Annotated in this window: 8 protein-coding genes; 3 read left to right on the top strand and 5 right to left on the bottom strand. The window is 73.3% G+C overall.

The annotated features are described in order from the left end of the window. Positions 1 to 40: 40 nt before the first annotated feature. The 4 genes from ilvN to ACWCXC_RS17890 all read right to left on the bottom strand — a co-directional run bounded on the left by ilvN (position 41) and on the right by ACWCXC_RS17890 (position 6,718). Positions 41 to 568 carry an acetolactate synthase small subunit gene (ilvN, locus tag ACWCXC_RS17905; RefSeq protein ID WP_018553223.1) on the bottom strand — a complete coding sequence of 176 codons (528 nt, stop codon included), beginning with the start codon at positions 566 to 568 and terminating at the stop codon, positions 41 to 43. A gap of 23 nt (positions 569 to 591) precedes the next feature. Further along, positions 592 to 2,448: an acetolactate synthase large subunit gene (locus ACWCXC_RS17900; RefSeq protein WP_450680316.1), complete on the bottom strand. Its 1,857-nt coding sequence runs from the start codon at positions 2,446 to 2,448 to the stop codon at positions 592 to 594. Positions 2,449 to 2,662: 214 nt separating this feature from the next. Beyond that, positions 2,663 to 5,515, bottom strand: a complete 2,853-nt coding sequence (locus ACWCXC_RS17895) for a putative bifunctional diguanylate cyclase/phosphodiesterase (protein WP_450889726.1) — start codon at positions 5,513 to 5,515, stop codon at positions 2,663 to 2,665. Between the two features lie 240 nt (positions 5,516 to 5,755). Next, positions 5,756 to 6,718 (bottom strand): 2-hydroxyacid dehydrogenase, encoded by a 963-nt coding sequence (locus ACWCXC_RS17890; RefSeq protein WP_450680314.1) that lies wholly within the window; start codon positions 6,716 to 6,718, stop codon positions 5,756 to 5,758. A gap of 111 nt (positions 6,719 to 6,829) precedes the next feature. Between ACWCXC_RS17890 and ACWCXC_RS17885 the strand changes: the two genes are divergently transcribed. From ACWCXC_RS17885 to ACWCXC_RS17875, 3 genes are all read left to right on the top strand, one after another. Next, complete coding sequence (locus tag ACWCXC_RS17885) at positions 6,830 to 7,795, top strand: aldo/keto reductase (protein ID WP_450889813.1); 966 nt, start codon at positions 6,830 to 6,832, stop codon at positions 7,793 to 7,795. A gap of 206 nt (positions 7,796 to 8,001) precedes the next feature. Then, positions 8,002 to 9,255, top strand: a complete 1,254-nt coding sequence (locus ACWCXC_RS17880) for a PQQ-dependent sugar dehydrogenase (RefSeq protein ID WP_450889811.1) — start codon at positions 8,002 to 8,004, stop codon at positions 9,253 to 9,255. Between the two features lie 38 nt (positions 9,256 to 9,293). Further along, on the top strand, positions 9,294 to 9,572 hold the full coding sequence (locus tag ACWCXC_RS17875; RefSeq protein ID WP_450889724.1) for a DUF6191 domain-containing protein: 279 nt from the start codon (positions 9,294 to 9,296) through the stop codon (positions 9,570 to 9,572). Positions 9,573 to 9,624: 52 nt separating this feature from the next. On the opposite strand, the gene ACWCXC_RS17870 is transcribed toward ACWCXC_RS17875, so the two are convergent. Then, positions 9,625 to 12,744 carry a helix-turn-helix transcriptional regulator gene (locus ACWCXC_RS17870; RefSeq protein ID WP_450889722.1) on the bottom strand — a complete coding sequence of 1,040 codons (3,120 nt, stop codon included), beginning with the start codon at positions 12,742 to 12,744 and terminating at the stop codon, positions 9,625 to 9,627. Positions 12,745 to 12,785: the final 41 nt, after the last annotated feature.

Here is a 12,785-nt window from a genome sequence, read left to right as displayed (position 1 = left end):
CCATACGAGCGGCGGCGGGTCGGCGAGTCCCCCGGGGGGGTTACGCCGTGCGGTCGAGGGCGCGCAGGGACCGGTCGGTGATCGAGCGCGCGCCGCGCCCTATGGCGATGGTGCCGGACTGGACCAGCTCCTTGATGCCGTACTGCTCCAGCATCTTGAGCATCGCCTCCAGTTTGTCGGCGCCGCCGGTCGCCTCGATCGTGACGGCCTCCGGGGAGACGTCCACGGTCTTGGCCCGGAACAGCTGGACGATCTCGACGATCTGGGAGCGGGTCTCGTTGTCGGCGCGGACCTTCACCAGGACGAGCTCCCGCTGGATCGCAGCGGAGGGCTCAAGTTCGACGATCTTCAGGACGTTGACCAGCTTGTTGAGCTGCTTGGTCACCTGCTCCAGGGGCAGGTCCTCGACATTCACGACGATGGTGATGCGGGAGATGTCGGGGTGTTCGGTGGTTCCGACCGCGAGCGAGTCGATGTTGAAGCCGCGGCGGGAGAACAGGGCGGTGATCCGGGCGAGGACACCGGGCTTGTTCTCGACCAGGACGGAGAGCGTGTGCTTGGTGGACATGGAGTCGTGTCTCTCTCTGTCTCTCAGTCGTCTTCGTTGTCGCCGAAGTCGGGGCGGACGCCCCGGGCGGCCATGACCTCGTCGTTGGAGGTGCCGGCGGCGACCATCGGCCACACCATGGCGTCCTCGTGGACGATGAAGTCGATGACGACCGGGCGGTCGTTGATCGCGTTGGCCTCGGCGATGACCTTGTCCAGGTCGGCCGGGTCCTCGCAGCGGATCGCGTGGCAGCCCATGGCCTCGGACAGCTTGACGAAGTCCGGGACCCTGGTGCCCTTCGCCGCGTTGCCCTCGGCGTCGGCGCCGGAGTGCAGCACGGTGTTGGAGTACCGCTGGTTGTAGAAGAGCGTCTGCCACTGGCGGACCATCCCGAGGGCGCCGTTGTTGATGACGGCGACCTTGATCGGGATGTTGTTGAGCGCGCAGGTGGTGAGCTCCTGATTGGTCATCTGGAAGCAGCCGTCGCCGTCGATCGCCCAGACCGGGCGGTCGGGCATGCCGGCCTTGGCGCCCATGGCGGCCGGGACCGCGTAGCCCATCGTCCCGGCGCCGCCGGAGTTCAGCCAGGTGGCGGGCCGCTCGTACTGGATGAAGTGCGAGGCCCACATCTGGTGCTGGCCGACGCCCGCGGCGAAGATCGTGTCCGGCGGGGCGAGTTCGCCGATGCGCTGGATGACCTGCTGCGGCGAGAGGCTGCCGTCCTCCGGCAGGTCGTAACCGAGCGGGTAGGTCTCGCGCCAGCGGTTGAGGTCCTTCCACCACGCGGCATAGTCACCGGTGTTGCCCTCGGTATGCTCGGCCTGGACCGCCTGGACCAGATCGGCGATGACCTCGCGGGCGTCACCGACGATCGGGACGTCGGCCTCGCGGTTCTTGCCGATCTCGGCGGGGTCGATGTCGGCGTGGACGACCTTGGCGTACGGGGCGAAGCTGTCCAGCTTGCCGGTGACGCGGTCGTCGAAGCGGGCCCCGAGGGCGACGATCAGGTCGGCCTTCTGCAGCGCGGTGACGGCGGTGACCGAACCGTGCATACCGGGCATTCCCACGTGCAGCGGGTGACTGTCGGGGAAGGAGCCGAGCGCCATCAGGGTGGTGGTGACGGGCGCTCCGGTCAGCTCGGCCAGCACCTTGAGTTCGGCGGTGGCCCCGGCCTTCATGACGCCGCCGCCCACGTACAGCACCGGGCGCCTGGCCTGGGTGATGAGCTTGGCGGCCTCGCGGATCTGCTTGGCGTGCGGCTTGGTGACCGGGCGGTAGCCCGGCAGGTCCATGACCGGCGGCCAGCTGAAGGTCGTCTTCGCCTGGAGCGCGTCCTTGGCGATGTCGACCAGGACCGGGCCCGGACGGCCGGAGGCGGCGATGTGGAACGCCTCCGCGATGGTGTGCGGGATGTCCTCGGCCTTGGTGACCAGGAAGTTGTGCTTGGTGACCGGCATGGTGATGCCGCAGATGTCGGCTTCCTGGAAGGCGTCGGTGCCGATGGCGGCGGAGGCGACCTGGCCGGTGATCGCGACGATCGGCACCGAGTCCAGGTACGCGTCGGCGATCGGGGTGACCAGGTTGGTGGCGCCGGGGCCGCTGGTGGCCATGCAGACGCCGACCTTGCCGGTGGCCTGGGCGTAGCCGGTGGCCGCGTGGCCCGCGCCCTGCTCGTGGCGGACCAGGACGTGACGGACGCGCTGGGAGTCCATCATCGGGTCGTACGCCGGAAGGATGGCGCCGCCGGGAATGCCGAATACCGTGTCGGCCCCCACCTCCTCGAGGGAGCGGATGAGGGACTGCGCACCCGTGACGTGCTCAACGGTGGCGGAGGACGATCCGCCCGTACGGGCCCGCGGCTGGGGATGGTGGGCCCCGGTGGCCTGCTCGGTCATCGGCATTCTCTTCTCGAAGCTGAGGTTTTCGCGAGTGTTTTACGACGTTTTGCGTGGTGCCAGTGCAACAAAAAACCCCTCGTGCCGTGAGGCAAGCGAGGGGAGCGCGTCGGTGCGGGTGGCGGAGTCATCGAGGGACTCCGCTTCAGCCGACGCGCTGTCCAAGTACGAGAATTCGGGTGCGCATGGCATTGACCCTCTCTCCGACGCACTCGGCGTGTCAAGTGGGTGGGACGGGCGTCTCAGTATGTGAACCCGCCAGGAGGGGCACCGAACCCCCCGCGAGCACCGGCCGGACCGCCTTCCCCCCGGGCACCGGGAACTCCCCCCGGACCAGGGCGCGGCGCAGCCGGTACTCGTCGAGCGGCCCGGAGAACGCCATGCCCTGGCCGTGGGTGCACCCCATGGCGCGCAGCGCGAGGACCTGCTCCGGTACGTCGACACCGTCGGCCACGGACTGCATGCCGAGGTCGCAGGCGATCCTCAGCAGCCCGCTGGTGATCTTGTGGAGCCGGGCGGACTCGACGACGCCCTCGACCAGGCCCCGGTCGAGTTTGAGTACGTCGATGGGGAGCCGTCGCAGCGCGTTGATCGCGGCGTAGCCGCTGCCGAAGCCGTCGAGGGCGATCCGCACGCCGAGTCTGCGCAGGGCGGCCAGGCGCTGTTCCAGCTCCTCGAAGGGGACCCGGGGGTCGCTGTCGGCGACCTCGATCATCAGCGCCCCGGAGGGCAGCCCGTAGCGCGTCAGCAGCGCCTCCACGGAGCCGAAGGGGATGCCCTTGTCGAGGAGTCTTCGGGCGGGGAGCCGGACGGCGACCGCGACCTGGTGGCCGGCTCTGGCCCGGTCGGCGGCCCGCTCCACGGCCTCCTCCAGCAGCCAGCGGCCGAGCTCCGCGGTGCGCTCGCTGTCCTCGGCCACCCGGAGGAATTCGGCGGGGGTGAACAGGAGGCCCTGGGCGGAGCGCCAGCGGGCCTGGGCGGCGACGGCGGCGACGGTGCCGCTGGCCAGATGCACCACCGGCTGGTGCAGCAGGGCGAACTCCCCCTCGCGCAGGGCGCTGCGCAGCCGGGCCGTCAGCTCGGAGCGGCGGACCACCTCGGCCTGCATCTGCGGGGCGTACAGCTCGACGCGGTCCTTGCCGCCGGCCTTGGCGCGGTACATCGCGAGGTCGGCGTTGCGCATGAGGTCGGTGGGGGTGATGCCGGGCTCGGCGAAGGCGACGCCGATGGAGGCGGTGACCCGGGCCTCGCCGGCGCCGACGCGGTAGGGCTCGGAGAGGGTGACGCGCAGCCGGTCGGCGATCTCGTGGACCTGGAACTCGCGGGCGGCCTGGTCGCGTCCGCCGTCGCCGACGATGAGGGCGGCGAACTCGTCGCCGCCGAGGCGGGCGGCGGTGTCGCCGGACCGGACGGAGTCCTGGAGCCGGCGGGCGGCCTGGATCAGCAGCTCGTCGCCCGCCTGGTGGCCGAGGCGGTCGTTGGCGGCCTTGAAGCCGTCCAGGTCGATGAAGAGGACCGCGGTGCCCGCGTCGCCGGCGCGGCGGCCGCCGAGGACCGCGCTGACCCGGGAGGTGAACAGCGCCCGGTTGGGCAGGTCGGTGAGCGGGTCGTGTTCGGCGTTGTGCTGCAACTGGGCCTGGAGGCGGACCCGTTCGGTGACGTCGCGGCTGTTGAGGATCAGTCCGCCCTGGTGGCGGTTGACGGTGGACTCGACGTTCAGCCAGTCGCCGCTGCCGGAGCGGAAGCGGCACTCGATGCGGGTGGTGGGTTCCTCGGCGGGCGGGGCGGCGAGGAACCGGCGCACTTCGTGGACCACCCGGCCCAGGTCCTCGGGGTGGATGATCGAGGCCAGTTCGGCGCCGACCAGCTCGTCCGCCTCGCGGCCGTAGACCCCGGCGGCGGCGGGGCTGACGTAGCGCAGGACACCGGTCGGGGCGGCGATCATGATGACGTCGCTGGAGCCCTGCACGAGGGAGCGGAAGTGGTTCTCCTTCTGGGCCAGTTCCTGGGTGAGGGCGATGTTGTCGACGAGCATGATGCCCTGCCGGACGACCAGCGCGAGCACCACCGTGCAGCCGGTGAGGACCACCACGCGGTCCACCCGGCGGCCCTCGATGACGTTGTAGAGGATGCCCAGGGTGCAGACGGCCGCCGCCAGATACGGCGTCAGCGCGGCCAGGGAGCCGGCGATCGGGCGGCTGGGCGCGGTGGTGGCCCGGGAGGCGGCGCCCGCCGCGTCCTCGCCCGCGCCCCGCGCGTCCCGGCCGGCGCCCCAGGGGGCGTACGCGAGGAGCAGCGATCCGGCGAACCAGCCCGCGTCCAGCAACTGGCCGGAGTGGTAGGTCTGGCGCAGCAGCGGTGAGGTGAACAGCGCGTCGCACAGGACGGTGAGGGCGAGCGCGGCGATGGCGGTGTTGACGGCGGCGCGGTTGACGTTGGAGCGCCGGAAGTGCAGGGCGAGCACCATGGAGACGAGGACGATGTCGAGCAGCGGATAGGCGAGCGAGAGCGCCGCCCGGGTCACGCTGACGCCCTCGGCGTCCGCCAGGTGCGCGGTGTGGGCGAGGGCGAGGCTCCAGGAGAGCGTGAGGAGCGAGCCGCCGATCAGCCAGGCGTCGAGCACCAGGCAGAACCAGCCGGCCCGGGTGACGGGGCGTTTGGCGAGGACCAGCAGGCCGACGATGGCGGGCGGCGCGAAGCAGAGGAAGAAGAGGTCGGCGACGGAGGGGCTGGGCACGCGGACCCCGCGCACGACCTCGTACCACCCCCAGACGGCGTTGCCGCCGGCGGCCATCAGCGAGGAGAGCGAGAACAGCAGCCAGGCCGGGCGGAAGCGCAGATCGGCGGAGCGGGCGAAGAGGAAGCAGGAGACGGCGGCGGCGAGCGCGGCGGCGCTGAGCCCGAAGTCACCCATGAAGAGAGCCAGTCGGGCCGATCCCCAGCCGACCGACGCGCCCACCGCGTACCCCGCGCAGACGAGGCCGAGGACGAGCTGCGGGACGAGCGCGGGGGTCCGGCCGGCGGTCCGGAGCGGCGCCAGGACCGCGGTGCGCGTGCCCGCCGGCGCGCTCACCGGGTTGACCCCGCTACCGCCGGATGCCCGCGGCGCGCCGGATCGTTCGCCCATCGGTCGTTCATCGCCCATCGCCCCCCTCGCGTACGGCTTCCTCCCCGGCGCCGCCCCTGCCACGACGCGGCCCCCCGTTCGGGACGATACACCAGACTCGTCACGCAGGGACATAGTTCCTCTACTCTCCGTGACGACCTGCGGTGTTGTCGGCACGGAGCGGAGTGGATCCTGCTCGCTGCGTGGTCAGCCGGTGGTGCGGACGACGTTGCGCAGCGGCTCCCCCGCGGCGAAACGGCTGAGCTGTCCGGCGATCAGCCGCTTGGCGCGCGGCCGGAACGCCGAGGTGCTGCCGCCGACGTGCGGCGTGATCAGGACGTTCGGAGCATGCCAGAGGGGATGGCCGGAGGGGAGCGGTTCCGGGTCGGTGACGTCGAGGGCGGCGCGCAGCCGTCCGGACTCGAGTTCGGACAGCAGGGCCTTGGTGTCGACGACTCCGCCGCGTGCCACGTTGACCAGGAGCGCCCCGTCGCGCATCGCGGCGAGGAAGTCGGCGCCGACCAGGCCCTGTGTGGAGGCGTTCAGCGGGGTGGACAGGATGACGACGTCGGCCTCGGGCAGCAGGGCGGGCAGATCATCGAGCGTGTGTACGGGTCCGCGTGCGGTTGTCCGTGCGGAGCGCGCGACGCGCGCCACCCGCGCGCACTCGAAGGGCACGAGCCGGTCCTCGATGGCCGAGCCGATCGAGCCGTAGCCGACGATCAGCACGGACTTGTCGGCGAGCGCCGGGTAGAAACCCGCGCGCCACTCCTCCTTGTCCTGGCCGTGCACGAAGCCGGGGAAGCCGCGCAGCGAGGCCAGGATCAGCGCGAGGGTGAGTTCGGCGGTGGACGCCTCGTGGACCCCCTTGGCGTTGCAGAGCCGGACCCCGGAGGGCAGCAGCCCGAGGCCGGGCTCCACGTGGTCGATGCCGGCGGAGAGCGTCTGGACGGCCCGGACGCGGGTCATCGCGGCGAGCGGGCGGACCGCGACCTCGGAGCCCTTCATGTAGGGGACGACGTAGTACGCGCAGTCGGCGGGGTCGGCCGGGTAGTCGGCTCCGCCGTCCCAGAAGCGGTAGGTGAGGCCCTCGGGAAGCCCTTCGATCTCGTCGGCCTCGAAGGGCATCCAGACGTCGGGGGCGGGGCCGGGGTGCGTGGTGGAAGTCATGGTCAGGAGGCTATGCGAACCCCGTGGGGAGGCAGAGGTTAGTTTGGGGAGCGGTACGAGGGAGGATTCGGGGAGTTGGAGCGCAGGAGTCTGGGCGCGGCGGCGCTCGCCGTGGGCGCGGTCGGTCTCGGCTGCATGCCGATGAGCTGGGCGTACGGCGCTTCGCGGCAGCGCGGGGACGATGCGCTGCGGGCGGTGCACGCCGCGCTGGACGCGGGGAGCGATCTGCTCGACACGGCCGACATGTACGGGCCGTTCACCAATGAGCTGCTGGTCGGGCGGGCGCTGAAGGGACGCCGGGACCGGGCGTTCCTCTCCACCAAGTGCGGGCTCCTGGTGGGCGATCAGCACATCGTGGCCAACGGCCGGCCCGGATATGTGCGCCGGGCCTGCGATGCCTCGCTGCGCCGGCTGCAGACGGATGTGATCGACCTCTACCAGCTCCACCGGGCCGATCCCGAGGTGCCGGTCGAGGAGACGTGGGGCGCGATGGCGGAGCTGGTGACCGCGGGGAAGGTGCGGGCGCTCGGGCTGTGCGCGGTCGGCGCGGGGCGGGTGCGCCGCCGGGGCGCCCGGCCGCACGAGGGGACGATCCGGCAACTGGAGCGGGTGCAGCAGGTGTTCCCGGTCAGCGCGGTGCAGGCGGAGCTGTCGGTCTGGTCGCGGGAGGCGCTGGAGGCGCTGGTGCCGTGGTGCGCGGCGCGCGGGGTCGGGGTGCTGGCGGCGATGCCGCTGGGCAACGGCTATCTGACGGGGACGCTCACCCCCGGCCAGGGCTTCGAACCGGACGATCTGCGGGCCAGGCACCCCCGGTTCACGGCCGAGATGATGGCGGCGAACCAGGCGCTCGTGGTGGGGCTGCGGCGGGTCGCCGAGCGGCACGGGGCGACCCCGGCGCAGGTGGCGCTGGCCTGGGTGCTGCGGCAGGGGCCCCAGGTCGTGCCGGTGCCCGGGACGAAGCAGGAGCGGTGGGCGGTGGAGAACGCGGGCGCGGCCGGTCTCGCGCTGACGGCCCGCGACCTGGACGAGATCGACCGGCTGCCGGCCGCGCGGGATTCGTGGGAGACGCGGGACTGAGGCCCGGCCTCGACCGGCTGCCGGCCGCGCGCGGGAGACGCGGGACCGAGGTCCGGTCCGGCGGATCCTCGTGGACCGGCCGGATTTCCCCGCGTTTCCCCGCTCGGCCGGCCCGGTCTTGGGGACCGTCGGGGCCGTTCCGGGCACTCCGGGCGCGGTGGCGGTGTAAGAACAGGGGGATGGCGGCCGTCGAAGGGATCGGTGTGGTGCGTGGTGCGGTGCGGGAATCCGGGCGGGAACCGGCGGGGCGGCGGCCTGCCCGCCGGCGGACGCGGCGCGGTGCGGCGGCGGCGCTGGCGGCCGGTGCGCTGATCCTCGCCGCGGGGTGCTCGCCGGAGGGGGCGGGGAGTCCGGCCGGCCGGGGCGCGAGTTCCCCGGCCGCCTCCGGGTCGTCCGCGGCTCCCTCCTCGCCGTCGGCGTCCCCCTCCGCCTCCCCCTCGCCCTCGGGTCCGCCGGCGAAGGGTTCGGTGAAGGTGGTCTCGACGCTGGCCCGGGGGCTCGATTCGCCCTGGGGGCTGGCGGCGCTCCCGGACGGCGATCTGCTGGTGGGCTCCCGCGACAAGGGGACGATCACCCGGATCGACGCGAAGAGCGGGAAGAAGACCCTGCTGGGCACGGTACCCGGGGTCGCCCCCGCCGGTGAGGGCGGCCTGCTCGGGCTCGCCGTCTCCCCCGACTACGGCACCGACCACCTGGTGTACGCGTACTTCACCACCGCCTCGGACAACCGCATCGCGCGGATGCTGTACGACGAGAACGGCACGAACCCGGGCCAGTTGCTGGGTGCCCCGGACACCATCCTGCGGGGCATCCCCAAGGGGGCGATCCACAACGGCGGCCGGATCGCCTTCGGCCCGGACCGCGCGCTGTACGCGGGCACGGGCGAGACCGGTGACGAGGGGCTGGCCCAGGACGAGGACTCGCTGGCGGGCAAGATCCTGCGGATGACCCCGGACGGCGAGCCGCTGCACGGCAATCCGCGCGCCGACTCCGTGGTGTACTCGCCCGGTCACCGCAATGTGCAGGGGCTCGCCTGGGACGACCGCAAGCGGCTGTGGGCGTCGGAGTTCGGCCAGGACACCTGGGACGAGCTGAACCTCGTCGTGCCGGGCGGCGACTACGGCTGGCCCGAGGCGGAGGGCAAGGCGGGCAAGGCCGGATTCATCGATCCCGTGGCACAGTGGAAGACGTCCGAGGCGTCGCCGAGCGGCATCGCCTTCGTCCGGGGTTCGGTCTGGATGGCCGGGCTGCGCGGGGAGCGGCTGTGGCGCGTTCCCCTGTCCGGCACGGACGAGGAACCGCTGGCGGCCCCCCAGGCGTTCCTGAAGGGGACGTACGGGCGGCTGCGCACGGTGGTCGCCGCCGGGGGTGACCGGCTCTGGCTGGTGACCAGCGAGACGGACGGGCGCGGCACCCCGAAGCCGGGAGACGACAGGATCCTGGTGGCCGAGGTGCGGTAGCCGCGGCCGACGACAGCAGGCGGAAGGGTGCGCGCACCGTGTTCAACTTCTTCGAGGAACTGTTCGCCCCCGGCCGCAGGCACACCAACGACGAGCGCAGGCGGCTGGAGCTGAGCCGGGTGGACCTCGGCGTCGGCGATCCCGCGCGCGGCCCGATCGATCTGTCCTCGGGCAAGGTCGTGATGCGCCGCCGTGACGAGGACGACGGCGATCCGGCGGTGCCGGACGACGGGGACGGCACCGGCGACGACAAGGACCACGGCCCCGACGACGGGGACGGCGGCGGCGACGGGGACGGCGACGCGGACGGCGCCTGAGCGCGCGCCCGCCCGACGGGCTCCCCTCGCGCCGTCCGGCCGCCCGTCTCCGTTACGCGTCGTCCTTCGGCATCCGGTAGAGCCGCAGCCGGTGGGCCAGGGCGGCCGCCTCGCCCCGGCCGTTGACGCCGAGCTTGGCGAGGATGTTGGAGACGTGCACGCTCGCCGTCTTGGGCGAGATGTAGAGCTCCTCGGCGATTCTGCGGTTGGTGTGGCCCGCCGCCACCAGCCGGTGGACGTCCTGCTCGCGCGGGGTCAGCCCGAAGGACTCCACGGCGGCCGCCGCCGCGGCCCTCAGCTGCTCCTCGTGGTCCGGGCCCTCCGGCTCCTCGCCCCGGGCCGGGACGGTGACCGCGTCCGGCACCTTCTCGTCCGGGGCGGCGGCGTCGCCGAGGTCGATCCGGGCCCGGCCGGCCAGGAGTTCGACGGACTCGGTGAGGGGGCGCGCCCCGAGCCGGCGGGCCGCGCCGTGGGCGTCGCGCAGCAGGGTCGTGGCCGCGCCCCGGTCACCGGCGGCGATCAGCAGGGCCTCGGCCCAGCGGTGGTGGATCTGGGCCAGCTCGTACGGGCGGCTCAGCGGGGCGAAGGCGTGGGCGGCGCTCGCCCAGTGCTCGGGGGTGTCGACACCCTCGGCGCGGGCCAGCTCGGCCTCGATCAGCACCGCGTAGGCGGCCCAGACGGGGACGAAGACCGGCAGCCGCTTGAGGTGGGAGCGGACGAGGGCGAGGACGGCGGGCCGCCCCGGTTCGGTGGCGGGCAGACCGCGGGCGTCGGCCTCGGCCGCCGCGACGACGTGCAGCATCGGGAAGGCGTACCGCTGGGTGCCGGGCGGGAAGCCCTCCGCCGCCTGCGCCTCGAAGACGCGCCGGGCCTCGGGCAGGCTGCCCTGCTGGACGGCGATGGTCAGGGCGTGCCGGTTGAGGTTGATGAAGTGCTGGGGCTGCGGGTCGCTGGTGCCGAAGCAGCGGCGGGCCAGGGCCAGTTGGTGTTCGGCCTCGGCGGTGTTCCCCCGGGCCAGGGCCACTTCGGTGCGGCGGCTGGCGACCAGGCCCTGGGACTTGCGGGAGAGCGCCGTGCGGGAGGCGGCGTCGGTGGCGGCCAGCGCCTCGTCCCAGCGGCCGAGCGAGAACAGCGCCATCGCCTGGTTGGTGCGGACCCAGGACTCCATGTCCGCGACACCGTGGGCGTGGCAGGTCTCGATGCCCCGGTCGGCGGCCGCGACGGCCTCCAGCAGGCGGCCCGTGCCCTCCAGGATGGAGGGCAGGTTGATGGAGGCGCGGCCCATGATGCCGACGATGCCCAGCTCGTCGGCCCGGTCGCGGACGGCGTACATCTCGGCGATGCCCTCGTCGACCGCTCCGGCGTCGACGGTCAGCCAGCCCCGGGTGAGCCGTGCGTGCAGTTCGATGGACTCGGCTCCGACCAGCCGGGCGTACTCCACGGCGCGGTCGGTGGCGACGAGGGTGTCGGGGCCGGGCCGGTGCAGCGCGCCCCAGCCGGCCACGCTCGTCAGCACGTCGGCGTGGACGGCGGAGGGGGGCAGGCCCCGGACCAGCTCCTCGGCGGTGGCCAGTTCGTCCCAGCCGTCGCCCCGGGTGGTGTCCTGGACGAGGCGGGAGCGCTGGACCCAGAACCAGGCGGCACGCAGCGCGTCGTCCTCGCCCTCCAGGAGGCGCAGGGCCCGCTTGCAGATCGCCAGGGCCCGTTCGCGCTCGCCGCCGAAGCGGGCGGCGATCGTGGCCTCGGCCATCAGGTCGAGGTAGCGCAGCGCGGGGCCCTCCGGTCCGCCTGCCGGGTACACCTCGGCGTAGTCGATCGGGCGCAGGGTGTCGCGCACCGCTTCGGGGGCGTCGTCCCACAGCTCCATCGCCCGCTCCAGCAGGCGCAGTTGTTCGGCGTAGGCGTTGCGGTGGCGGGCCTCGACGGAGGCCTTGAGCACGGCGGGCAGGGCCTTGGCGGCGTCGTGCGCCCCGTACCAGTAACTGGCCAGCCGGGTCGCCCGCTCGCCGTCGCGGACGAGGGAGGGATCGGCCTCCAGCGCCTCGGCGTACCGTCGGTTGAGGCGGGAGCGCTCGCCGGGCAGCAGATCGTCGCTGACGGCCTCGCGGACCAGGGAGTGGCGGAAGCGGTAGCCGTTGCCCTCCGGGGTGGTGAGCAGCAGATTGGCGCCGACGGCCCCGCGCAGCGCCTCGATCAGCTCGTCCTCGGCGAGTCCGGCGACGGCGGCGAGCAGTTCGTACTCGACGGTGGAGCCGCCCTCGGCGACGATCCGGGCGACGCGCTGGGCGTCGTCCGAGAGCGCCTCCACCCGGACGAGGAGCAGATCGCGCAGCGAGTCCGGCAGGACGGTGCCGTCGCCGTCACCGCTCTCCAGGGTGCAGGCCAGCTCCTCGACGAAGAAGGCGTTGCCGTCGGAGCGCGCGAATATCTCGTCCACGAGGGCGGGTTCGGGGGTGTCGGCGAGTATGCCGGTGAGCTGGCGGCGGACCTCGGCGCGGTTGAAGCGGCGCAGTTCGATGCGGCGCACGGTGCGCAGCCGGTCCAGTTCGGCCAGGAGGGGGCGCAGCGGATGGCGGCGGTGGATGTCGTCGGCGCGGTAGGTACCGACGACGACGAGGCGGCCGGTGCGCAGGGTGCGGAAGAGGTAGGCGACCAGATGGCGGGTGGAGGAGTCGGCCCAGTGCAGGTCCTCCAGGACGAGGACGACGACGCGGTCGGCCGAGATCCGCTCCAGCAGGCGGGCGGTGAGCTCGAACAGGCGGGCGGTGTCGTGCTCGTCGGCGGCCCCCCGGCCGGCCTCGCCCAGCTCGGGCAGGAGCCGGGCCAGCTCGCGTTCCTGTCCGGCGCAGGCCGCGGCCATCTCCTCGGGCAGGGTGCGGTGCAGGGTCCGCAGCGCGGTGGAGAAGGGGGCGTACGGCAGGCCGTCGGCGCCGATCTCCACACAGCCGCCGACGGCGACGACGGCCTCGCGGCGGACCGCGACCGAGAGGAACTCCTCGACCAGCCGGGTCTTGCCGACGCCCGCCTCGCCGCCGACGAGCAGCGCCTGCGGCCCGCCGCCACCGCCCGTGGGGGCGGCGGCGCGGGCGAGGGCCTCGGTGAGGGTGCTGAACTCACCGGTGCGGCCGACGAACACGGGGCTGACTGACCTGGTCTCCACGGAGCCGAGCATCGCACATGGGTCCGACACCGCGGGCCCGGCCGTCCGGACGG

Source organism: Streptomyces sp. NPDC001515 (assembly GCF_053597115.1).
The sequence above is the reverse complement of the archived record's forward strand: the minus strand, read 5'-3'. Positions and strand labels throughout refer to the sequence as shown.